Source organism: Myxococcus sp. AB056, assembly GCF_006547365.1.
Classification (GTDB): Bacteria; Myxococcota; Myxococcia; order Myxococcales; family Myxococcaceae; genus Myxococcus; species Myxococcus virescens.
In genome coordinates this window covers 1-21,654 of record NZ_VHLB01000019.1, presented here as the reverse complement: position 1 = coordinate 21,654, position 21,654 = coordinate 1, and the positions used below count along the sequence as shown (strand labels likewise).

The 21,654-nt window shown below is 69.5% G+C and carries 18 protein-coding genes; 11 read left to right on the top strand and 7 right to left on the bottom strand.

The window, feature by feature from the left end; translation table 11 throughout:
• Nucleotides 1-32 precede the first annotated feature (32 nt).
• The 3 genes from FMP39_RS11265 to FMP39_RS11255 are packed head-to-tail and all read right to left on the bottom strand — an operon-like array spanning nucleotide 33 to nucleotide 4,401.
• Complete coding sequence (locus FMP39_RS11265) at nucleotides 33-1,745, bottom strand: sodium:solute symporter (protein ID WP_141589922.1); 1,713 nt, start codon at nucleotides 1,743-1,745, stop codon at nucleotides 33-35.
• Nucleotides 1,742-1,921, bottom strand: coding sequence for a hypothetical protein (locus FMP39_RS11260; RefSeq protein WP_141589921.1), 180 nt, complete (start codon nucleotides 1,919-1,921; stop codon nucleotides 1,742-1,744). Before FMP39_RS11260 ends, FMP39_RS11265 begins: the two co-directional genes overlap by 4 nt.
• Nucleotides 1,918-4,401, bottom strand: coding sequence for a PIG-L family deacetylase (locus FMP39_RS11255; RefSeq protein ID WP_141589920.1), 2,484 nt, complete (start codon nucleotides 4,399-4,401; stop codon nucleotides 1,918-1,920). Before FMP39_RS11255 ends, FMP39_RS11260 begins: the two co-directional genes overlap by 4 nt.
• A gap of 94 nt (nucleotides 4,402-4,495) precedes the next feature.
• Here FMP39_RS11255 and bshC point away from each other — a divergent pair, with 94 nt between their 5' ends.
• The 3 genes from bshC to bshA are packed head-to-tail and all read left to right on the top strand — an operon-like array spanning nucleotide 4,496 to nucleotide 8,132.
• Nucleotides 4,496-6,169, top strand: a complete 1,674-nt coding sequence (gene bshC / locus FMP39_RS11250; protein WP_194858355.1) for a bacillithiol biosynthesis cysteine-adding enzyme BshC — start codon at nucleotides 4,496-4,498, stop codon at nucleotides 6,167-6,169.
• Nucleotides 6,166-6,972 carry a bacillithiol biosynthesis deacetylase BshB1 gene (bshB1, locus tag FMP39_RS11245; protein WP_141589918.1) on the top strand — a complete coding sequence of 269 codons (807 nt, stop codon included), beginning with the start codon at nucleotides 6,166-6,168 and terminating at the stop codon, nucleotides 6,970-6,972. Before bshC ends, bshB1 begins: the two co-directional genes overlap by 4 nt.
• Nucleotides 6,969-8,132: an N-acetyl-alpha-D-glucosaminyl L-malate synthase BshA gene (bshA, locus tag FMP39_RS11240; RefSeq protein WP_141589917.1), complete on the top strand. Its 1,164-nt coding sequence runs from the start codon at nucleotides 6,969-6,971 to the stop codon at nucleotides 8,130-8,132. The genes bshB1 and bshA overlap by 4 nt, the downstream gene beginning before the upstream one ends.
• 21 nt (nucleotides 8,133-8,153) lie before the next feature.
• On the opposite strand, the gene FMP39_RS11235 is transcribed toward bshA, so the two are convergent.
• Nucleotides 8,154-8,978, bottom strand: a complete 825-nt coding sequence (locus tag FMP39_RS11235; protein WP_228557880.1) for a DUF2911 domain-containing protein — start codon at nucleotides 8,976-8,978, stop codon at nucleotides 8,154-8,156.
• Nucleotides 8,979-9,229: 251 nt separating this feature from the next.
• Between FMP39_RS11235 and FMP39_RS11230 the strand changes: the two genes are divergently transcribed.
• The 7 genes from FMP39_RS11230 to FMP39_RS11200 all read left to right on the top strand — a co-directional run bounded on the left by FMP39_RS11230 (nucleotide 9,230) and on the right by FMP39_RS11200 (nucleotide 16,803).
• On the top strand, nucleotides 9,230-10,522 hold the full coding sequence (locus FMP39_RS11230; protein ID WP_194858354.1) for an AAA family ATPase: 1,293 nt from the start codon (nucleotides 9,230-9,232) through the stop codon (nucleotides 10,520-10,522).
• Nucleotides 10,523-10,670: 148 nt separating this feature from the next.
• Complete coding sequence (locus FMP39_RS11225) at nucleotides 10,671-11,606, top strand: proline racemase family protein (RefSeq protein WP_141589914.1); 936 nt, start codon at nucleotides 10,671-10,673, stop codon at nucleotides 11,604-11,606.
• Nucleotides 11,603-12,739, top strand: a complete 1,137-nt coding sequence (locus FMP39_RS11220; protein ID WP_141589913.1) for an FAD-binding oxidoreductase — start codon at nucleotides 11,603-11,605, stop codon at nucleotides 12,737-12,739. Before FMP39_RS11225 ends, FMP39_RS11220 begins: the two co-directional genes overlap by 4 nt.
• The gene (locus FMP39_RS11215) at nucleotides 12,732-13,001 is read left to right on the top strand and encodes a (2Fe-2S)-binding protein (protein ID WP_141589912.1); all 270 of its coding nucleotides are present in this window, start codon (nucleotides 12,732-12,734) and stop codon (nucleotides 12,999-13,001) included. Before FMP39_RS11220 ends, FMP39_RS11215 begins: the two co-directional genes overlap by 8 nt.
• Nucleotides 12,994-14,271 (top strand): FAD/NAD(P)-binding oxidoreductase, encoded by a 1,278-nt coding sequence (locus FMP39_RS11210; protein WP_141589911.1) that lies wholly within the window; start codon nucleotides 12,994-12,996, stop codon nucleotides 14,269-14,271. Before FMP39_RS11215 ends, FMP39_RS11210 begins: the two co-directional genes overlap by 8 nt.
• Nucleotides 14,268-15,158 carry a dihydrodipicolinate synthase family protein gene (locus FMP39_RS11205; protein WP_141589910.1) on the top strand — a complete coding sequence of 297 codons (891 nt, stop codon included), beginning with the start codon at nucleotides 14,268-14,270 and terminating at the stop codon, nucleotides 15,156-15,158. Before FMP39_RS11210 ends, FMP39_RS11205 begins: the two co-directional genes overlap by 4 nt.
• Before the next feature lie 70 nt (nucleotides 15,159-15,228).
• On the top strand, nucleotides 15,229-16,803 hold the full coding sequence (locus FMP39_RS11200; RefSeq protein ID WP_141589909.1) for an aldehyde dehydrogenase (NADP(+)): 1,575 nt from the start codon (nucleotides 15,229-15,231) through the stop codon (nucleotides 16,801-16,803).
• A 41-nt stretch (nucleotides 16,804-16,844) separates the two neighbouring features.
• Here FMP39_RS11200 and FMP39_RS11195 read toward each other — a convergent pair whose 3' ends face one another.
• Complete coding sequence (locus tag FMP39_RS11195; protein WP_141589908.1) at nucleotides 16,845-19,085, bottom strand: M9 family metallopeptidase; 2,241 nt, start codon at nucleotides 19,083-19,085, stop codon at nucleotides 16,845-16,847.
• 137 nt (nucleotides 19,086-19,222) lie between these two features.
• On the opposite strand from FMP39_RS11195, the gene FMP39_RS11190 reads away from it, so the two are divergent.
• Nucleotides 19,223-20,026 (top strand): AraC family transcriptional regulator, encoded by an 804-nt coding sequence (locus tag FMP39_RS11190; protein ID WP_228557879.1) that lies wholly within the window; start codon nucleotides 19,223-19,225, stop codon nucleotides 20,024-20,026.
• Nucleotides 20,027-20,076: 50 nt separating this feature from the next.
• Here the strand turns inward: FMP39_RS11190 and FMP39_RS11185 are convergent, their stop codons facing one another.
• Together FMP39_RS11185 and FMP39_RS11180 are read right to left on the bottom strand one after the other, a co-directional pair.
• Nucleotides 20,077-21,072, bottom strand: coding sequence for a hypothetical protein (locus FMP39_RS11185; protein WP_141589906.1), 996 nt, complete (start codon nucleotides 21,070-21,072; stop codon nucleotides 20,077-20,079).
• Nucleotides 21,073-21,144: 72 nt separating this feature from the next.
• On the bottom strand, nucleotides 21,145-21,600 hold the full coding sequence (locus FMP39_RS11180) for a hypothetical protein (protein WP_141589905.1): 456 nt from the start codon (nucleotides 21,598-21,600) through the stop codon (nucleotides 21,145-21,147).
• Nucleotides 21,601-21,654: the final 54 nt, after the last annotated feature.

Genomic DNA, 21,654 nt, shown 5'->3' with positions numbered 1-21,654 from the left:
TCCCGGCCTTCACCGCCCTGGATGCCGCGGACTCAGGCCCCCGGCGCCGGGGCCGGCGTCTCGCCGCGCGGCAGGACGGCCTGCATCACCAGGCTCAGCGCCACCACCAGCGCACAGCCGATGACGTTGAACCAGAGGTAGCCCACGTCGGAGAGGAAGAAGAGGGCAATCACCGTCGCCTGGGAGATGACGGCCGCCGCGAACACGGCATGGCCGCGCACGTGTTTCACGAAGAAGGCCACCAGGAAGATGCCCAGCACCGTGCCGTAGAAGATGGAGCCCAGGATGTTCACCGCCTGGATGAGGTTGTCCAAGAGCGACGCGAAGGTGGCGAAGCCCACCGCGACGACGCCCCAGAACACGGTGAACAGCTTCGACGCCACCAGCACGTGCCGGTCGGAAGCGTTGCGCTGGAAGACCCGCCGGTAGAAGTCCACCGTCGTCGTCGTGCCCAGGGCCGTCAGCTCGCTGGCGATGGAGCTCATGGCCGCGGACAGGATGACGGCGATGAGCAGGCCGAACAGGCCGCTGGGCAGCCAGCGCTTCACGAAGGAGATGAAGATGTAGTCGGAGTCCTTCGTCTCCGCACCCGGCAGCGCGCGAGCCACCAGGTCCTTGGCCTCCTTGCGGAGGGCGCTCGCCTCCTGCGCACGGCCCTGCAGCAGCGCCCGCGACGCATCCCCGGCCGCCACGTCGCCTGAATCGACGGCCGACAGGTAGCGCTCCACCTCCGCGCGCTTGCCGGACTGGACCTGCTCCCACTTCGACTCCAGCGCGGCGTACTCGGCCGCCTGCGCCGTGCCCTGCACGCGGGTGCGCAGCGCCTCGTTGAAGAGCAGCGGCGGCGTGTTGAACTGGTAGAAGGCGAAGACGAGAATCCCGACGAAGAGGATGAGGAACTGCATCGGGATTTTCAGCACGCCGTTGAAGAGCAGCCCCAGCCGGCTCTCGGAGATGGAGCGGCCGGAGAGATAGCGGCCCACCTGCGACTGGTCCGTGCCGAAGTACGACAGGGACAGGAACAACCCTCCGGTGATGCCGGACCAGAAGTTGTAGCGGTCCTGCATGTCGAAGTCGAAGCTGACCACGTTCATCCGGCCGAAGGCACCCGCGACGTCCACCGCCTTGCCGAACGACACGTGCTCCGGCAGTCGCCAGACGATGACGATGGCGGCCACCACCATGCCGCCCATCATCACCACCATCTGCTGCTTCTGCGTCTGGCTCACCGCCTTGGCCCCGCCCGTCACCGTGTAGAGGATGACCACCGCGCCCATGACGATGACGGTGGGCTCCAGCGGCCAGCCGAGAATGGCGGAGAGGATGATGGCGGGCGCGTAGATGGTGATGCCAGCCGCGAGTCCTCGCTGGATGAGGAAGAGGAAGGCGCCCAACAGCCGCGTCTTCAGGTCGAAGCGTGACTCCAGGTACTCATAGGCCGTGATGACATTCAGCCGGTAGTAGATGGGCACGAAGACCGCGCTGATGATGATCATCGCGATCGGCAGTCCGAAGTAGAACTGCACGAAGCGCATCCCGTCCTCGTAGGCCTGCCCGGGGACGGAGAGGAACGTGATGGCGCTGGCCTGTGTGGCCATCACCGCCAGGCCGATGGTGGGCCACTTCAGCTCGCGGCCGCCGCGCAGGTACTCATCGCTGGTAGCCGTCCCTCGAGACTTCCAGAGGCCCCACGCCACGATGAACGCGATGGTGCCACCGAGCACCATCCAGTCGAGCCCCGTCACGAATACACCTCCGTGAGCACCCAGCCCAAGGCGAGGAACAGGATGAAGGTGCCCAGCACCAGGATGTAGATGTTGCGCCACGAGCCCAGCAGCGGCGGCGCATCATCGAGCTCGGGCCGGGGCGCGGGGACCTCGGCGGAAGGCTCACTCGGACTCAGATGGGGGGCAGTGCTCATTGAGAAAGGATGTTGGCCAACAGGCGGTAGGCGCCGGGAACGCCGGCGGGAAGCTGACGGAAGAAAGCGAGGCCCGTGTAGACGAACGTGCCCTTGCCATGGCGGGCGACCAGCAGCGCGCCCTGGAGCGGCGCCTCGCCAGCATCGTGCATGGCGAACACGGGCTGGTAGCGAGCGTCCCATGACGACGCGAAGTAGAGGCCGCGCTCCTGCACCCAGCCCTCGAAGTCCGCGGCTGTCAGCGCATTGGGCCCGCGCAGCAGCGGCTCATCGGCGCGGAGCGGCGTCATCACCGCCGTCTCATCCGTCACCCGGTCGCGGCCAATCTCCAGCGGATAGGGGCCTACGAAGGACGTGAGCGGCCCCACGCGGCTGTTGGTGTTGTACTGCACCACCAGCCGCCCGCCGCCTTCCACGTACTGGAGCAGCCGCTCCCGGTGGACGGTCAGGTGCGTGTTGGCGTTGAAGGCGCGCACGCCCACGAGGATGGCGTCGAAGCGCTCCAGCTTCTCCTGGGCCAGCCGCTCCTCGGGGAGCAGCGTCACCTCGTAGCCCACCGCGCGCAGGCTCTCCGCGACGCGGTCGCCCGGCCCGGGGATGTAGCCGATGCGCTTGCCCTTCGTGGCCAGGGAGAACGGCACCACCGTGGCCGTGGAGGGCTGGCGCACCGTCAGCGGCGGGATGTGGGGATAGGACACGGAGCGGGCGCGCCAGGACCAGGCGCGGTCCCCCACGTCGACATCCACGAAGAGGTCACCCTTCCGCGCCGAGCCCTGGGGCGGCGTCACCTGGAAGGTGATGGTGCGCTCGTCTCCGCGCGCCGCGAGCTTGAACTCGACCGATGCGGGCTCCACGCGCCAGCCGGGCGGCGCCACCATCCGCACCGTGCCCGGCACCTGGTCCACCCCCGCGGCCAGCACCACCGGCACGGCACGGGACCCGCCGTTGGGGAACATGAGCACGTCCTGCGCCAGCGTGGCGGTGACGGGCGGGACGACCTCGAAGTCACGGTAGAGCTCGCCGCGCACCGGGTCCGTCCAGACGTAGACCACCGGACGCACCGCGCGGAAGCGCCGGCCCGCGACCTTGTATTCGAACCCCACCGACAGCGCGGGAACGCCCTCTGGCTGGCCGGTGAGCGCGCGGTCCTCGCCCTCGAGCGTATAGAGCCCTCCGGTGACGGGCTCGCGGAGCCAGTAGGGCGTGGAGATGGGCGCCGTCGTCGGCAGCGTCACCGTGCGCGACAGCTTCACGGGCACGTTCGCCCCCAGCGCCTTCCCCACGGCCTCGGGTTTCTCGCCCGGCAGCGTCAGCCCCACCCACTCGACGGCGGCGGGCGAGCGGTTCAGCGCCACCACGTCCAACGCCACCGGCAGCCCCGGGATGCCCGTGGGTGCGGCGGCACGCACCTCCAGGAACAGACCCGCGCAGGCGGCGATGAGCGCCTCCGTCTCCCGCAGCTTGGGCGCCTTCCACGGATGGGTGTCCGGCAGCGCGGTCAGCGCCTCGTGGACGCGGACGAGCGAGGGAAGGGAGCGGTGCGGAGCGCGCGCATCGAACGCCTTCGTCGCGGCGGCCACCGCGCGGGACACGGCCTCGGAGCCCTTCCAACGCCTCCAGGAGAAGTCGAGCCCCTCGAACACGTCGCGCTTCGGCAGCGTCCCCGCCAGCGGCGTGAAGTACTCCGTGCTGGGGCCTCGGTCCACGGCCTGACCGAAGCCCTGGCTCTTGTGCTGGCTGCGGCTCTCCGCGGCCACCTCGCCCCACGAACGCCCGAGCAACGCGTCGTAGCCGCCCACCTCCAGCTTCACGTAGCGGGACAGGTCCTCATCGGGCTTGAACCACCATGGGGAGGCGTTCTGCAGCAGGCGGTCCGCCTTCCACGGCTTCACCTCGGAGAGCTGCTCGGGGAAGCGCTTCGGGTCGGCGGCGGCGGTGAAGGCTTCCGCCGCGAGCAGCGCGGAGGCCGTGTGGTGGCCGTGGTTCGGCGGCTCCGTGGTGAAGCGGGTGATGATGACGTCTGGCTGGAAGCGGCGGATGGCGAGCACCACGTCCGCCAGCACCTCTTCATGTCCCCAGATGCGCAGCGCCTCTTCCGCGCTCTTCGAGTAGCCGAAGTCCCGCGCCCGCGTGAAGAACTGCTCCGCGCCGTCCACGCTCCGCGCGGCGAGCAGCTCGTGCGTGCGGATGAGCCCCAACAAGGCGTCCTGCTCGGTGCCGATGAGGTTCTGCCCACCATCGCCGCGCGTCACGGACAGGTAACCCGCGCGCAGGCCGCGCTCTCCCACCAGCCAGGCGAGCAAGCGCGTGTTCTCGTCGTCCGGGTGGGCCGCGACATAGAGGACACTGCCCGTCACACCGAGCCGCTTCAGGCCCGCCGCGATTTCACCCGCATGGAGCTGCCGAGGAGGCTGCGCCACCGCCTTCGACCCGATTCCAAGGCTCATGGCCAGCGTCATTCCGAGGAGCAGGTTCCGCATTCGGGCGGACCCTATAACAAGCCTCTCCCCTGCGCGCGGCTCGCGTTCGCCCCGGGATGACACACGCCGTCACGGCCGCACATGACGTGCAAGCGTGCACTTCCGGTGGCGCGCCCGCCGCGACCTGTTATCACGGCATGCCGTGACGTCCCCGTTCTCGACCGCGTGGCTTCGCGGAGATGCGTCCGCGCTCTCCTTCCTTCCCGACGACTATCGACACCGTGAAGCACGCGCCCGGGCCGTGGCCGCCGCCGCGTCGCGCGCGGTGTCGCCCGCGTTGCTGGACGTCCTCGGTGCGCAGAACGCGCGCCTCGCGCCCAGTCCCGCGCGGGAGCGCAACCTCGCGCTGCTCGCGAAGCCTGGCACCGTGGCGGTGGTGACGGGGCAGCAGATGGGCCTCTTCCTGGGGCCGCTGTACACGCTCTACAAAGCCGCGTCCGCCATCGTCACGGCGCGCGCGCTTCAGGAAGAAACCGGACGGGCCTGTGTTCCCGTCTTCTGGCTCCAGACGGAGGACCACGACCTCCCGGAGATTGACCACTGTGTCATCCCACGTCCGGGCGGAGGGCCATGTCGCCTGGCGCTCGAGCTTCCGGATGCAGCAACGTCTCGAGCGCCCATCGCCCACCGCCACCTTGGACCGAGCGTCCTCCCCGCCCTGGCCACCCTCCGCGCCGAGCTGGAAGCAGAACCCCATGCGGAGGAATTCCTCTCCCTGCTGGAGCGGGCCTACCGCCCTGAAGCCACGCTCGCGGGAGCCTTCACCGACGTCCTGTCCTCCCTCTTCGCCGACGAGGGACTCGTCTTCATCGACCCGAGAGACGCACGACTGGCGCCACTCGCCGCGCCCGTGCACCGCTTCGCCCTCCAGGAAGCGGGGGCACTCTCCTCGGTGCTCGCGGCCCGAGCGGAGGCGCTCACCCGCGCGGGCTACACGGTGCAGGTCCATGTCCGTCCGGGCTCGCCGCTCAGCTTCTTCTCACCCGATGCGCTCGATGGCCCGCGCTACCGGCTGGACCCGGCGCAAGCGGGCGCCTGGAGCCTGGTGGGTCACCCGGACAGCAGCGCCATCACCCAGGACGCGCTGCATGCCGCCCTGGAGCGAGAGCCGCTGCGCTTCACCACGTCCGCGCTGCTGCGCCCCCTCCTCCAGGACACCTGGCTCCCCACGGCCGCGTATGTCGGCGGCCCGGGCGAGCTGGCCTACTTCGCGCAACTGGCACCGCTCTACGCCCACGCGGGACGCCCGATGCCGCTCGCCATTCCCCGGGCCCGCTTCCGCGTGCTCGATGACCGCACGCGACGGTGGCTGGGCAAGGTGGGGCTCCAGCCGGATGAGGTGAACGTGCCGCGCGACGCGCTGCTCACGCGGCTGGCCACGCGTGATGCCCCGGAGTCGCTGGAGACACCCGAAGCCCTGGAGGCCCGCCTCTTCGGCGCATTCTCCTCCGAGCTGGAGCGCGTCGCCGGGCAGGTGTCGGCGGTGGACACGAACCTCCAGGACGCGCTGCGCCGCACCCAGGGCACGGTGCGTGTCGCGGTGTCCCGGCTGACGGGCCGCTACCGCCGCGCGCTCGCCCGGCGTGATGCCACCGCGGCCGAACAGGTGGACCGCCTGCGCACCTTCCTCTTCCCGGAGGACGCGCCCCAGGAGCGAATCCTCGGGCTGCCCTACTTCGCCTGCCGCATCGGGATGCGTGCGTTCACGAAGGGGGTGCTGGACGCGTGTGTCCCCTTCTCCGGTGACTCGAAGGACCTGACGCCATGAGCGCGAACGGCACCGCGTACGGCATCGACGTCCTCGCCTTTGGCCCCCACCCGGATGACGTGGAGCTGTTCTGCGGCGGGCTGCTGGCGAGCATGGCCGCCCGTGGCTACCGCACCGGCATCGTCGACCTGACGCGCGGCGAGAAGAGCTCGCGCGGCACGCTCCAGTCCCGCGCGGAGGAGACGGAAGCCGCCACCCGCGCGCTGGGGCTGGCCCACCGGGAGAACCTGGAGCTGCCCGACGGCTGGCTCAATCCGTGGGCGGGCTTCGACACGCCCGAGCCCGAGCGCGCCCGCACCGCCGCCGTGGCCCGCGTGGTGGAAGCGCTGCGCCGCCTGCGTCCGGAGCTGGTCATCGTGCCCTGGGAACAGGAGCGCCACCCGGACCACGAGGCCGCCAGTGCGCTGGTGACGCGCGCCCTCTTCTTCGCAGGCGTGCGCAAGTTCGACGCGGAGCCCGCCGCGGAGCCCTTCACGCCGCGGCAGGTCCTCTACTACCCGATGCGGCACTTGGCCGAGCCCAGCGTCATCGTCGACGTCTCCGCCGTCTACGAGCGCAAGCTGGCCGCGGTGCACTGCTATGCCAGCCAGGTGCTGCCCCGTCCGGACGCGCCGCCCACGCTGGTGGGCTCACCGCTGTCGGTGTCCTCGCTGGAAGCCAGGGATCGCTTCCATGGCGCGCAGATTGGCGTCACCCACGGCGAGCCCTACATCCTCCGCGAGGCGTTGGGACTGGCCGACCCGCTCGACCATTTTCGCAGGAATAGCTTCGCCAAGCCCCTGTTCTTCCCGTCACGCACATGAACGCCCCGCTCAACGTGGCCATCACCTGCTTTCCAACCTTCGGTGGCAGCGGCATGGTCGCCACGGAGATTGGCCTCGCGATGGCGGACCGGGGCCACCGCGTCCACTTCATCGCTCGGGACCTTCCGGTACGCCTCCATGGCGCGAACCGGAAGGTCGTCTTCCACGAGGTGACGGAGAGCGACTACCCGGCGCTCCAGCAGTCCGGCACCTATCCCATCGCGCTGGCCTCCAAGATGATCGAGGTCGCCAACTACGAGCGCCTGGACATCCTGCACGTCCACTACGCGGTGCCCCACGCCACCGCCGCGTGGATGGCGCGCGAGGTGCTGGGCCACAAGGCGCCGCGAGTCGTCACCACGCTGCACGGGACGGACACCACGCTGGTGGGAATCGACCCCAGCTACCTGCCGATTACGCGCTTCTCCATCACGCGAAGCGACGCGGTGACGGTGCCGTCGGCCTACCTGCGCCGCGCGACGTGGCGGGGCTTCGACATTCCCGAGAGTGTCCCCATCGACGTCATCACCAACTTCGTGGACACCGCCCGCTATGCCCCGGTGCGAGACCGCGCCTGCCTGCGCGCGCTCTTCCCGGCCCTGCGTGACCACGAGCCGGTGCTCATCCACGTCTCCAACTTCCGGCCGGTGAAGCGCATCACCGACGTGGTCGCCATCTTCACCGAGGTCCACCGCCACCGTCCCTGCCGCTTGGTGATGGTGGGAGACGGTCCGGAGCGCTCGCCCGCGGAGCGGATGCTGCGGGAGATGGGCCTGGAGGGCCGCGTCGCGTTCCTCGGCAAGCAGGACCGCTTCGAGGAGCTGGTCGCCGCCTCCGACGTCTTCCTGCTCCCCAGCGAGCAGGAGAGCTTCGGGCTCGCCGCGCTGGAAGCGCTCAGCTGCGGCATTCCCGTGGTGGCCAGCGACCTGGGCGGAATCCCGGAGCTCGTCACGCATGGGGAGACGGGCTTCCTGGCGCCGCTGGGTGACGTCCCGGCCATGGCCCGGCACGTGCTCACATTGGTCGAGGACGCGGAGCGCTGGCAGGGCTTCTCACACCGCGCGCGGGCACAGGTCCTGGAACGCTTCCAGAAGGAACCCGCCATCGACCGCTACGAGGCGCTCTACCGCCGGCTCCTGACGGGGCCCCTCCGTCGCTGAGGAGCCCCGAGGAGCGGCTGGCTACTTCTTGTTCTTCCACTCCGCCAGCGCCTTGGAGACCTGGTCACGGTAGAAGAAGTTCTTGTCCTTCTGCCCCAGGTCCCACGCGGTCTGCGCGGCCTTGCGGGCCTCGCTGTACTTGCCCATCTGCGACAGGACGCCCGCGCGAACCCAGTGGTTGTACCAAGTGCCGTTGGCGGCCACGGCCGCGTCGGCGTGCTTCAGCGCGGCGGCGTAGTCCTTGGTGGTCTCCGCCACGTAGGAGGCGGCGCTCACGTGCATGCCGGCAATGCCCTTCTGCGCCTCCGCGATGTTGGCCTTCGCGATGGCCGCCGTGTCCACCGTGATGGGGACGGAGACGCGCAGCTTCTCCCACTCCAGGTCCAGCCGCGTGCTGTTGTCCGTGGTGTCGGTGAAGAGGTACGTCAGGCGCTCACGCGACGGAATCTCCGTGGTGGTGGCGCTCACCGAGGCCACATCCTTGGAGGTGTCGTAGGGCGCGCCGCCCCGCCACAGGCCCAGGTCCGTGTTCAGCATCACCTTCCAACCCTTCTGCGAGGGCAGGCTGACGATGGCGTAGGAGCCCGCCGGAACCGCCTTGCCACCGAAGGTGACAGGGTGGCTGAAGGTAATCTTCGTCGCCGAGTTGGCGCCGCTGCGCCAGGCCTTGTCGTTGGGGACCAGCTCGCCCCAGACCTTCCGGCCCTTCACCGCGGGGCTGGAATATTCGACGGAAATCTCGGAGACGCCCACCTCCTGCGTCACCTTCGCCGCGGGGCTGGCGGCCGGCAGTTTGAGCTGAGCCAGCGCGGGCATCGCCGACAGGGTCATGAGCGCGGAGGCCATACAGCTGAGAAGCTGGTTCTTCATCGTCCTCACTTCGTCCTTTCCGACCCGGAGGGGTCGCAGAGCCGGCGGAGTGTATAGACGAGGTCTCGCTCCACCTCACGTTCCACCTTGGCCTGCACCGCGTCATGCGGCGACCTGCCAGGGAGGGGCTCGGGCGCCCACTACACACGAAAGGAGGTGGACATTCCGTGACATTGCGCGGTTCCCCCGCGCGCCCACACTGGCCATGCTGCGCGCCGAGGAGGCCCATGAAGCTCACGCGGCTCGAGGTCCATCACTACCGGAACGTCGTCCCTGGCACCTCGCTGGTGTTCAGCCCGTCGTGCAATCTGGTGCTGGGGGAGAACGGCACCGGCAGGACGACGCTGCTGGAGCTCATCTCCACGGTGCTCGGCTCGGACTTCTCCGGCCTCATCCACGAGCCGTTCGCGCTGGAGTACGACCTGGCGTTTCCGGGCATGAAGCTGCACGTCTTCGTCCGGAACGAGGAGAACGCGCCGGCGCCGGACACGGAGGCACCGCCGAGAAAGGGCTCCGCGCTGATGCCGCTGCGCACGCCCGCGCTGGACTCCTCGCTGCACCCGCGCATCGAAGTGGACGTGCAGCTCCATTCGCCGTCGGCCAGGCTGGTGATGCGTGGGGACGCGGCGGGCATGGACTGCAAGGTGGACGGCGAGGCCGTGTGGTCGCGGAGCATGCACTGGTCGCTGCTGGACCGGTCGGTGTGGACCCTGCTGTTCATGACGGCGCAGTACATCGACGCGGGGATGAAGGAGCGGCTCAAGGAGCTGCTGCGCCGCACGTTCCTGCTGGCGCCCCAGCGCTTCGATGAAGCGCTGGGGATGTTCGAACGCATCGGCGCCATCCGCTATGCCATGGAGGTCCGGGACGGCGAAGTGTTCCCGCTGGGGTTGATGGCGCTGCCCACGTGGATGCCGGGGTGGCTGCGTGAGCAGATGGAGCAGCCATCCGTTACGGACGTGCTGGAGCTGACGCACGACGCGCGCGAAGGCAGCTTCCTGGCGAAGTTCGTGGCGCTGGCGGGCTTTGAGGCGGGCCGCTTCCGCGTGGAGGTGCTGGAGAAGCGGTCGTTCGAGAACGGCGGGCGCGTGGGCTTTGGGGGCTTTGGCTTCGAGTTCACGCGGCGCGATGGCCGGGTGCTGACGCACGAGGCGTTGGGCTTCGGGCAGAAGCGGCTGCTGTCACTGCTCTATTACCTGGACGTGAACGAGGACTTCGCCATCGCGGACGAGCTGGGCAATGGGCTGCATCCGCGCTGGGTGGAAGCGAGCATGCGGGAGCTGGGGGCACGGCAGGTATTTCTCACCAGCCAGAATCCGCTCCTCTTCGAGCACACGCTGTTTCCGTCCGCCGAGGCACTGAGAGCGTCGCTCCTGCTGTGTGGCAACACGCGCGAGGACAGGCCGGAGCGCATCGCGTGGAAGAACCCCACACACGAGGTCGCGGGCCAACTCTTCGACGCGCACGGACTGGGCGCGCACCCGCTGGCGGAGCTGCTGCGCCAGCAGGGCCTGTGGTGAGCCCCGACCATTGGCACCTCCCCGAGGGTGACTGCTCGCTGCCGCATTTGCGTGATTGCCTCGCGAGTGCGGCCGAATCTCTCAAGAAATAGCACCCCGGGACTCCTAGGGTGGCGCATGAGAGGCCCAGGTAGCGGGAGCGGCTCGCATGCGGCGCATTCGTGTCATCGACAGTCATACCGGGGGAGAGCCCACGCGCGTGGTGACGGACGGAGGCCCGGAGCTGGGAGCGGGCGACCTGGCGAGCCTGCGCGAGCGCTTCCGCGAGAAATTCGACGCCTTTCGCAAGGCCATCGTCTGCGAGCCCCGTGGGTCCGACGTCATGGTGGGCGCGCTGCTGTGTCCGCCTGCCAGTGCGTCGAGCGTCGCCGGCATCATCTTCTTCAACAACGTCGGCTATCTCGGGATGTGCGGCCACGGGACCATCGGCGTGGTGAAGACGCTGGAGTACCTGGGGCGCATCGGTCCTGGCGTCCACTCACTGGAGACTCCCGTTGGCGTGGTGAAGGCCACGCTGCACCCGGATGGGCGCGTCAGCATCGCCAATGTGCCGAGCTACCGGTGGGCGCATGACGTGGCGGTGTCCGTGCCGGGACAGGGCGAGGTGCGCGGCGACATCGCCTGGGGCGGCAACTGGTTCTTCCTCTCCCGCGCCACACACCTGCCGCTAGAGCTGTCACGGACTCCCGCGCTCCTGGCGTACACCTCCGCCATCAAGCAGGCGCTCTCGGACCAGGGCATCACCGGGGAGGGTGGCGCGGAGATCGACCACGTCGAGCTGTACGCCCCCTCTCCGACGCCGGGGGTGGATGCTCGCAACTTCGTGCTCTGTCCAGGGCTGGCCTATGACCGCTCGCCCTGTGGCACCGGGACGAGCGCGAAGGTCGCGTGTCTGGCCGCGGAGGGTGTGCTCGCGGAAGGCGCGACGTGGGTGCAGGAGAGCATCCTCGGCAGTCGCTTCGAGGCGCGCTACGTCCGTGACGGTGCGCGCATCCTGCCCACCATCACCGGCACCGCGTCCGTCAACGCGGAGGCCACGTTGCTGGTGGACCCGACGGACCCCTTTGCCTGGGGCATCGGATGAGCGCCTTCGACTGCGTCATCGTCGGCGGAGGCATCGTCGGCGCGGCGCTCGCGGACGTGCTCAGCGCCGACGGCGTGTCGGTGGCGCTCGTCGAGGCGCGGTCCATCGGTGCGGGGACGACGGCGTGCGGCATGGGCCACCTGGTGGCCATGGATGACAACGCGGCGGAGCTCGCGCTGACGTCGTGGTCCGTGTCGCTGTGGCGTGAACTCGCGGATGGGCTGCCTCGCGCGGTGGAGTACGACGCGTGTGGCACCCTCTGGCTCGCCGCCGATGACGAGGAGATGGCCGCTGTCTCCGCGAAGGTGGCCAACTACCGCGCCGCGGGTGTCCGTACCGAGGTGCTCGACAGCGCGGCGCTCCATGAGGCCGAGCCCGCGCTTGCTCCAGGACTCGTGGGGGCGCTGCGTGTCGTGGATGATGCCGTGCTGTATCCGCCGCTCGCCGCGCGGACCTTCGCGCTGCGTGCCCAGGCTCGGGGTGCGCGGCTGATGACGGGGAGTCCGGTTCGGGAGCTGCGCCCGGGAAGTGTCGTGCTCTCCCATGGGGAGGTGCTGACGGCACGGCACATCGTGCTCGCGGCGGGCGTGGCCAGTCCCGCGCTCTGCCCTGAGCTGCCCATCTCTCCGCGCAAGGGACACCTGCTCATCACCCGGCGCGGGGCGCCCGTGGTGCATCACCAACTGGTGGAGTTGGGCTACCTCAAGAGCGCGCACGGCACGGACGGCGCTTCCGTGGCGTTCAATGCCCAGCCGCGTGTCACGGGGCAGCTCTTGCTGGGCTCGTCGCGACAGCCGAGCGATGCGACGCGCGAGGTGGACGCGGCGCTCCTGGAGCGCATGCTGAAGCGCGCGGCCACGTTCCTTCCGGGGCTCGATGGCTTGCAGGCCCTGCGCGTCTGGACAGGGCTGCGTCCGGCGACACCCGATGGTCTCCCCTTGCTGGGGCCTCATCCGGAGAAGCCGTGGCTCTGGCTGGCCTGTGGCCATGAGGGGCTCGGCATCACCACCGCCACGGGCAGCGCGCGACTGGTGGCGGACCAGATGCTCGGGCGCACCAGCGCCATCGATGCGCGTCCGTATTCACCCGCGCGCTTCCTGACGGTGTCCGCTCGGGAGGTCGCTCATGCGTGAGCCCGCGTCGAAGGCCACCACGCGCGTCACCCTGCGCATCAACGGACGTGCTGTCACAGTGCCGGTGGGAACGTCGGTCGCGGCTGCGCTGGCGATGACGGACAGCTTCGTCAGTCGCGCCGACTTGAGCGGGCGCCCCCGCGGGCCGCTCTGCGGAATGGGTGTCTGCTTCGAGTGCCGAGCCACCATCGATGGTGTGCCCGAGGTCCTCATGTGTCTGACACCGTGCCATGAGGACCAGGAGGTGGTGACCGATGCGTGAGGCCTGTGACCTCGTGGTCGTCGGCGCCGGCCCTGGCGGACTCGCCGCCGCTTGCCGTGCGGCCGAGGCGGGGCTGGATGTGCTCGTCCTCGACACCCAGCCTGAGCCCGGTGGTCAGGTCTGGAGAGGCGAGGCCCGAAAGGGCGCGAATCGCCTCGCGCGTCGGTGGCTCACCCGCTTCGCCGCGTCGGGCGCTCGCTTCCGTCCAGGCGCCCGCGTCGTCGCCGCGCCCGAGCCGGGAGTGCTCCTGGTCGAAGAGGGCGCCTCCTCGTTCGCGGTGCGCTACGGCCGCGCAGTGCTCGCCACCGGCGCACGCGAGCGCTTCCTCCCGTTCCCCGGTTGGACACTGCCGGGCGTGCTGGGCGTCAGCGGCCTCCAGGTGCTCGTCAAGGATGGCCTCCCCATTCGCGCCAAGCGCGTGGTGCTCGCCGGCACGGGCCCGCTGTTGCTCGCCGCCGCCGCGACGATTCACGCCCACGGTGGCGAGGTCCTCTACATCGCCGAGCAGGCCTCCGCCGCGAGCCACTGGGGCTTCGCCCTCCAGCTCTGGCGGCACCCGGCGAAGCTGCTCCAAGGCGCCTTGATGTCCGCGGCACTCATCCGCGTGCCCACGTCCACGGACGCCTGGGTCATCGCCGCCGAAGGCGAGGGCCGGGTGGAGTCGGTCCGCCTGGCCGTGCGCGGTCGCGAGGAACAGTTGCGGTGCGACTACCTGGGCGCGGCCTACGGGCTCGTGCCCAATCTGGAAGTGGCCCGGCTGCTGGGCTGTGAGACCTCGGCCGGCGCGGTGGTCGTGAACGAGCGTCTGGAGACGCGCGTCCCCAAGGTCCACGCCGTGGGCGAGCTGCTCGGCATCGGCGGCGTAGACCAGGCGCTCGTCACCGGAGAGCTGGCCGGACTCGTCGCAGCGGAGCAACCCATCCCCGTCGAGCTGGAGCGCACCTGGCATCGCGTCCGCGCGTTCGCCGCCCAGCTCGCGCGGCATGACGCGCCACGCGCGGAGCTGCGACGAGTGGCCACGCCGGACACGCTGCTGTGCCGCTGCGAGGACGTACCCCTGTCCGCGCTGGAGGGCTGTCAGAACCTGCGCGAGGCCCGGCTGTACGCCCGGCTGGGCATGGGCGCCTGTCAGGGCCGCACCTGCGGCACGGCGGCGCAAACCCTCTTCGGCTGGTCGGGCGAGGACGTGCGCCCACCGTGTCTTCCCGCGCGCATCGGCAGCCTGCGCCTTCCTTCGGACGTTTCCTCTACCCACACGAGAGAGTCATGAACCTCTGGACTGGTGTCCTCCCCGCCATCACCACCCCCTTCAACACGGACTTGTCCGTCGACCACGGCGTGGTGCGCTCACACGTGCGCTGGCTGGTGTCGCAGGGCTGCACCGGCATCATCCCCTGCGGCTCACTGGGCGAGGGCGCGACGCTGAGCCAGGAGGAGAAGGCCGCGGTGATGCGCACGTGCGTGGATGCGGTGAAGGCGCCCGTCATCCCGGGCATCGCCGCCCTGTCCACGGCGGAGGCCGTGCGGCTGGCTCGCGCCGCCGAGGAGGCGGGCTGCGCCGGGCTGATGGTGTTGCCGCCCTATGTCTATTCCAGCGACTGGCGCGAGATGAAGGCCCACATCTCCGCCGTCCTGCGCGCCACGAAGCTGCCGTGCCTGCTCTACAACAACCCGGTCGCCTACAAGACGGACTTCACCCCCGCCCATCTCGCAGAGCTGGCCGCCGAGCACGACAACGCGGTCGCCGTGAAGGAGTCCTCCACCGACGCCCGTCGCGTCACCGCCATTCGCGCCCTCCTGGGAGACCGGCTGGCCGTGGGCGTGGGCGTGGACGACTGCCTCGTCGAGGGCGTGGACGCGGGCGCGCGCTTCTGGGTGGCGGGGCTGGTCAATGCGTTCCCCGCCGAGTCCGTGCGACTGCTCGAGCTGGCTCTCGCCGGAAAGAAGCAGGCCGCGTTCGAGCTGTACCGCTGGTTCCTGCCGCTCTTGCGCCTGGACACCGTCACCAAGTTCATCCAGCTCATCAAGCTGGTCCAGCAGGAAGTCGGCTGGGGCCACGAGCGGGTGCGTGGGCCTCGGCTGGAGCTGGCGGGTACCGAGCGCGAGGAGTGCCTGCGCGTGCTGCGCGAGGCCCTGGCGAACCGGCCCGCGTTGTAGTGCCCCGTCGCGAAGTGTCCTGTAGCGAAGCTGGAGGGGCAATGGGCCCCTCCCGGAGTGAGGTCGCCGAATGAGCTGGATGGGACTGTCCTTGATTGGCGCCGAACGCGGCGAGCCCGGTGGGCCGACGTTCACCGGCTGGAATCCCGCGGAGGGCGTGGCGCTCGAGCCTCGCTTCCACGGCGCGCGGCCCCAGGAGGTGGAGCGGGCCTGCGTGCTCGCGGAGCAGGCCGCCCCCACGCTCGCGGCGCTGTCCTCGCGTCAGCGCGCCGTGTTCCTGGAGCACGTCGCCGAGGCGCTCCTCGCAGCGGAGGCGGACTTCCTCGCCGTGACGCCAAAGGAGACTGGACTTCCCCCCGCGCGCATCCAGGGAGAGCTGGGCCGCGCGGCCGGACAGTTCCGTCAGTATGCCCGGCTGCTGGCGGAAGGCAGTTGGGTGGATGCGCGCATCGACCGGGCCCTGCCCGAACGCCGTCCCTTGCCGCGTCCGGACCTGCGCTCCCTGCTCCGCCCCGTGGGGCCGGTGGCCGTGTTCGGCGCGAGCAACTTCCCGCTCGCGTTCTCCGTCGCCGGAGGGGACACCGCGTCCGCTCTGGCCGCGGGCTGTCCCGTCGTCGCCAAGGCCCATCCCGCGCACCCCGCGACGTCGGAGCGCGCGGGACTGGCCATCCGCGCGGCCGTGGCGGCGTGTGGGCTGCACGAAGGCGTGTTCTCGCTCCTGTTCGACGCGGGCACGGAGGTGGGCGCCTCGCTCGTGAGTCACCCCGCCATCCGCGCTGTCGGCTTCACGGGCTCGCGTGGGGGAGGACGCGCGCTGATGGCGCTGGCCGCCGCGCGGCCTGTCCCCATTCCCGTCTTCGCGGAGATGGGCTCCATCAACCCCATCTTCCTCCTGCCGGAGGCGCTGGCCGCCCGCCCCCAGGCGATGGCGGACGCGCTGGCCGCGTCCATCCTCCAGGGCGCGGGCCAGTTCTGCACCTCGCCTGGCCTGCTCGTGGCGGTGGAGGGCCCGGGGTACGAGGCCTTCCGCGCGCGGCTCGCGGAGAAGCTGGGGGCCGCCTCGGCCGCGCCCATGTTGACGCCCGCCACCGCCGAGCGCTTTCGCGAGGGCGTGAGCCGTCTCGCCGCTCGCACGGACACGCGGACCTGTGCACGGGGTGAGTCGAAGGCCGCGCTGGGCGCTGCCGCGCTGTTCGAGGCGGAGGCCCGCGTGGTGCTCGCCGAGAGCGCACTCACGGAAGAGGTGTTCGGAAGCTGCGCGGTGCTGACGGTGGCGCGTGACGCGGCGGAGCTGGTGCGCGTGGCCTCCAGCCTGGAAGGCCAGCTCACCGCGACGGTGATGATGGACGCGGGAGACACGGCGCTGGCCGCCGAGCTGCTCCCCACGCTGTCGGACCGCGTGGGGCGCGTGCTGATGAATGGTGTCCCCACGGGCGTGGAGGTCTGCCCGGCCATGGTGCATGGCGGCCCCTTTCCGGCCAGCTCGGATGGCCGCTTCACCGCCGTGGGCACGGGCGCCATCCGCCGCTTCGTGCGGCCGGTGTGCTACCAGGATGTGCCGGACGCGCTGCTCCCGCCGGAGCTGCGCGATGCGAATCCCCTGAACCTGTGGCGAACGGTGGAGGGGGTCCTGAAGCAGGAGTGACTCCCAGGTGCCCTGTCTTCACCCGGGAGTCCCCCCGGGCGTCACGGCGCCGCGTCGAAGCGGGCCTCCAGCTTCACGCCCGCGAACGCCGCACGGGCCCTCACCATGGCGTAGTAGTAGACACCGGTCAGCGGCGAGGAGATGTCCACCACCTCGTCGTTGCCGGCCAGATACGGCCGGTAGTCATACGCCGTCGTTGACGGCCACTGGTTGGCGCGGACGTAGAGGTCCGCGTTGCCCGTGCCGCCGCTCATCTGGAAGCGCAGGTTGCGCGCGCCGGCGGGCACCCAGAGATAGAAGTACTGGATGTCGTTGCCGGCCAGCGGGCCCCGGTAGCAGCCGTTGTCCAGCATCCGGGTGTCCGCGCCCGTGCACTGCGTGCCGGTGCCAGGCCCCGGGCCCGGGCCCGGATTCGCGCAGGTGCTCGGGTCGGCCGCGGTGGAGACGCAGTCAATCCACTCGTGGAACTCCGCGTCGTTCGCCGAACCCAGGCTGTCCAGCGACGTGCGATACCCGGTGTAGTTCCCCGCGCGGAACTGGCCGACGAAGGTGTCCACCTGCGCCGGGTGGCGCTCGAACATGAAGCGCACCGCGAGGTAGCCCCAGTAGTACACGCGCTCGGTGCCACTGTTGTAGTCGTTGCGCAGAATCTGGCTGAGCTGGAAGCGCTTGCTGGTGCCCAGCTCCACCGCGGACGCGTTGTCGTCCTTCTTGGAGACGTACTCCCCCAGCCCTTCAATCCACCAGATGGTGGGCTGGCTGATGCTGTCGCCGAAGCCGCCCTTCATGTTGAAGCGGCCATCCAGGTAGTGGACGTACTCGTGGCGCAGGTTCCAGATTTCGAACGCGGGCCGAACCCACTCCGCCTCGTAGGCGATGAAGCGGGCCTGATTGCCGGACGCCGCCGGGTCTCCCTCCAGGTACATGCCGCCGTTGTTCGTGTCGATGCCGAACAGCGCGCCGGCATACGTCTGGTAGTCCAGGCTGCTGTCGAAGATGACCATCTCCAGCGACGTGTTGTTGTCACTGGCGACGGGCAGGCGGCCCGTCTTCAGCTTGTCGTGGAAGTAGGACTCCTGCGTGGCGAGCTGGTCGCAGCTCTGCGCGAGCTGGGTGGCCGTCATCTCCTGGGCGCGCATGCGCAGCGTGGCGCCGCAGTTGTGCGTCACGCGGAGCACCGCCTGCTCCAGCGTCCGCCGGAAGTCGCAGATGCCGTAGTACGCGCAGTTGGCGCCGTCGTAGAAGTCGGCCATCTCCGCAGCGCCCACCCAGACGCCCGCGGTGGGGCCCATCATCGAGTGGCTGGTGATGAGCGCCTTCACCTTGGGGCGCGTCTTCGTCTGCAGCGTCCCCGGGTACTGGAGGAAGCGGGACAGCTCGCGGGCCGCGTTGACGGAGAGGTACTGGTTGTCGGTGCCCAGCAGGTGCTCGGTGCGCAGGCCGAAGGAGTCCAGCGAGTCGATGATGGACGGGTCCTGCTGCACGGCCGCCACGAAGTCGTCGTTGTAGTGGCCGCGGAACAGCCCGACGAAGACGTTGTTGGTGGCGCTGCGCATGTACCAGAAGGCCAGGGTGGTGTCGTTGAAGCGGTCCAGCAGGCCCTTGAAGGTGCCCAGGTGCCGCGCGTTCTCCCCCGCGCTGTCAATGAGCGTGACGAACTCATGCAGCACCGCGCCGTGGTCGTCGTTGACATCCCGGAAGTGGCTGTTGGCCACGAAGGCGGCCAGGGCCGGGCGGATGGCGTTGGCCAGCGCCGTGCCGTAGCTGCCCACGACGTCCGGGGCGTAGTACTGCACGTAGTACCCCGCGCGCAGGAACATGATGAGCTGGAGCGTCTGGCCGTTGTTGTTGCCCCCATAGCCTTGCGAGCTGGTGGTGAGCGCGTTGGCGATGGTGACCATCTTGCTCTCGATGAACACCTGCCGGGCGAGCGTGCCCGTGACGCTGAACAGCGTGTTGATGCACTCCGTCGTGGAGCCCTTCACCAGCGTGACGAGCGCCGTGCCGGTGGCGGACCCGAAGGCCGCCGCGTCACACGCCAGCAGAAGGCGCTTCGGTGCCGGTGGGGTGAGCGCCTGACGCAGTTGCTGCGGGGGGACATCCGGCTGCCGCTCGTCGGGCTGGATGCGTTGGTGCGCGTGCTCCAGTCCATGGACGCGCTGAGCAGGCTCGGCCGGGAGAGGACCTCCGGGGCGCGCATCCGCTCCGGGTGCGAACAGGGCGAGACAACAGATGGCGAGGACGATGTGACAGCGACACCAATCAGCGATTGGACTGCGCATGGCTTCGTGCTCCTCGATTGGGGGGGCTTGCCGCACGGTGTCGTCCGTTTCGAGTGACACCGACGTGGGTTTCACGCGGTGTTCAAGGTATTCATGAGCACGTGTGACATTCTTGTGTCTTTCCCATGTGGGGACGAATGGAAACCACCAAGACGCGTGAAACCTTGGAGCACTGGCGGATGGGCTTCATGGGGCGGGTGGCGAATCCGCTGTTCGCGGAGGAGCTGTTCGACCGGGTGCCGGACATCGTCTTCTCGGTGAAGGACATCCGGGGGCGCTACGTGTGCATGAGCGAGGCATGCGCGGAGCGCTGTGGCCTGAAGAGCAAGGCGGCGGCGGTGGGGCACACGGCGCACGAGCTGTTCCCCCAGCACATGGCGGACCGCTACGTGCGACAGGACGAGAAGGTGTTCCAGACGGGGCGCGCGCTCGTGGACAACCTGGACCTGACGTTGTTCAACAACCGCAAGCCGGGCTGGTGTCTGACGAGCAAGGTGCCGCTGTTCGATGCCACGGGCGAGGTGATGGGGCTGGCGTGTCTGTCCAAGGACGTGCACGAGCCGGGGCGCGCGGGGCTGGTGGACGAGCGCTTCGCGGAGACCATCGACTACATCCAGGCGAACTATGGGGAGCGGCTGCGCATCGACTCGCTGGCGCGGCAGGCGGGGATGTCCGCGGCGCAGTTCGAGCGGCGGATGCGGCGCATCTTCCAGCTGTCAGCCGGGCAGTTCATCATGAAGACTCGCATCGACGCGGCGGCGGAGCGGCTGGTGGAGGATGCGCAGCCCATCGCCGCCATTGCCCTGGCGGTGGGTTTCTGTGACCAGAGCGCGCTGTCGCGCCAGTTCAAGCAGGTGACGGGGTTGAGCCCGCGACAGTACCGGCAGTTCGTCGTCGCCACGTCCGCGCCGGGTGCGCCACGGAGCAAGCGGGCTCGCTGAAGTCAGGCCACCGGCGTGACGTTCACGCCGGTGTAGCCACAACAACCCGCTTAGAACCGCCCCGCCCGAGCCTGGTCGAAGTCCACGCGGTGCTTCATGTACAGCGTATCCAGCATGTGGTTGCTGATGGGGTTGGCATTCCCATCCGTGAACCGGTGCACCACCGCGCCCTTGCCCGCGTCCTTTAGGAAGGCCGTCGGGTCCATGCTCCCGCCCAGGCCCGTGAGCGTGGGCACCGGGTCCGCGTTGTTGACGTAGTGCACATACCTGGGCCCATCCACATACCGCGTGGACGCCGCGCCAAACGTTTCCACGCTCAGCTTGCCCAGCGTCTTCTCCACCTGCGCCTGGGACAGGCCGTCCTCGATGCGCAGCCGCTTCGCCACGTCATCCAGCGCCCGCGCGGTAATCAGGCCGCCCTGGCTGTAGCCCATGAGGTGTACCTCACGGCCCGCCTTCAACTCGCTGTAGAGCGTGTCCGCCAGTGTATCCACCGCGGGGTTGCGGCCCTTGTCCAGCTTGTCCGCCACACACTGCGCCAGGTCCGCCACCAGGCCCTGCGTCGCGTTGTGGATGCCCACCACCTTCGCGTCCGCCGTCTCCGCGATGGCCTGCATCTCACTCAACTGCCCCGACGTCGGCGTCATGATGCCGTTGACGTAGAGAATCGTCTTCGACGGGTTCGGGTTGTCCAGCGGTGTCACGCCCGGGACGTCCTTCAGCGGCGTGCCGGGCGGAAACGTCTGCCCCCTGGCCCCCACGAACTTCCCGTCATTCATCCGGTCCGGCTTCGCATCCCCGCCGAAGATGCGCTTCAGCTCGTTCACATGCGCGGCCTGGAAGACGTCCTTGCCCATCTCGATGAAGCGGGGCACGTCGGCGATGCCGCCCTTGATGGCGTCCACCACCCCGCCCACCAGGGAGTTCTTCGGAGCCGCCGTGGGGGCCTTCACAGTCGGAGGGGTGACGGCGCTGCGGCTGCGGTCGATGGGGCTCACGAGGGCCTCCTGCCCGGTGGGGGACGGGTGTTCTCCCCATCTTCTCAAGCTTCCAGAGGGAAGTTGCGTCCTCCCACCTCGCGCGTGTCAATCCATACGGAGGGCACGCGACATGCCGCGTCAATGCGGCACGGGCGGTGAGGGCTCATGCGTTTCGGGGCCGTGGTGGTTCAGCGTCTGCTCCGCCTGCTCGCGATGGAGGCGCCGCGTGGCCGTCTCCTCCTCTTCCGTCCGCTGGCGCCGCTTCACCAGGCCCTGCGTCTCATCCACGAACCAGAACACCACCCGGAAGAAAGCCGAGATGACCGTGATGAGCAGCGTGGACAGCACCCAACTGAGCACGTAGCCCGGCCAGCCTCCCACCGTCACTCGAATGACGTTCGTCCCCGTGAGCGGCACCAGGACGAAGGCCACGTAGTGCGACACGCAATAGGGGCACGACACCAGGTAGCCCAGCCACGTGTCCTTGCCCCCCAGCCGCGCGCGCAGCGGCGCGAAGATGCGCTCCCGGGACAGCGTCTGCGACACGCCCATCACCACGGCAGAGACTGCGAAGAGCTGGAAGAGGTCCCCCATGTCGCCAAGGTGGCGATGGCGCACCGGGCAAGAAACAGCGGGCCGCCATGAAGG

What these genes read in the sequence shown, in the direction of transcription:
- FMP39_RS11255 (WP_141589920.1), bottom strand. Translation starts at nt 4,401, where the DNA reads ATGCGGAACCTGCTCCTCGGAATGACGCTGGCCATGAGCCTTGGAATC.
- FMP39_RS11195 (WP_141589908.1), bottom strand. Translation starts at nt 19,085, where the DNA reads ATGCGCAGTCCAATCGCTGATTGGTGTCGCTGTCACATCGTCCTCGCC.
- FMP39_RS11225 (WP_141589914.1), top strand. Translation starts at nt 10,671, where the DNA reads ATGCGGCGCATTCGTGTCATCGACAGTCATACCGGGGGAGAGCCCACG.
- FMP39_RS11200 (WP_141589909.1), top strand. Translation starts at nt 15,229, where the DNA reads ATGAGCTGGATGGGACTGTCCTTGATTGGCGCCGAACGCGGCGAGCCC.
- FMP39_RS11260 (WP_141589921.1), bottom strand. Translation starts at nt 1,921, where the DNA reads ATGAGCACTGCCCCCCATCTGAGTCCGAGTGAGCCTTCCGCCGAGGTC.
- FMP39_RS11190 (WP_228557879.1), top strand. Translation starts at nt 19,223, where the DNA reads ATGGAAACCACCAAGACGCGTGAAACCTTGGAGCACTGGCGGATGGGC.
- bshA (WP_141589917.1), top strand. Translation starts at nt 6,969, where the DNA reads ATGAACGCCCCGCTCAACGTGGCCATCACCTGCTTTCCAACCTTCGGT.
- FMP39_RS11205 (WP_141589910.1), top strand. Translation starts at nt 14,268, where the DNA reads ATGAACCTCTGGACTGGTGTCCTCCCCGCCATCACCACCCCCTTCAAC.
- FMP39_RS11210 (WP_141589911.1), top strand. Translation starts at nt 12,994, where the DNA reads ATGCGTGAGGCCTGTGACCTCGTGGTCGTCGGCGCCGGCCCTGGCGGA.
- FMP39_RS11235 (WP_228557880.1), bottom strand. Translation starts at nt 8,978, where the DNA reads ATGGCCTCCGCGCTCATGACCCTGTCGGCGATGCCCGCGCTGGCTCAG.
- FMP39_RS11220 (WP_141589913.1), top strand. Translation starts at nt 11,603, where the DNA reads ATGAGCGCCTTCGACTGCGTCATCGTCGGCGGAGGCATCGTCGGCGCG.
- FMP39_RS11215 (WP_141589912.1), top strand. Translation starts at nt 12,732, where the DNA reads ATGCGTGAGCCCGCGTCGAAGGCCACCACGCGCGTCACCCTGCGCATC.
- bshB1 (WP_141589918.1), top strand. Translation starts at nt 6,166, where the DNA reads ATGAGCGCGAACGGCACCGCGTACGGCATCGACGTCCTCGCCTTTGGC.
- FMP39_RS11230 (WP_194858354.1), top strand. Translation starts at nt 9,230, where the DNA reads ATGAAGCTCACGCGGCTCGAGGTCCATCACTACCGGAACGTCGTCCCT.
- FMP39_RS11180 (WP_141589905.1), bottom strand. Translation starts at nt 21,600, where the DNA reads ATGGGGGACCTCTTCCAGCTCTTCGCAGTCTCTGCCGTGGTGATGGGC.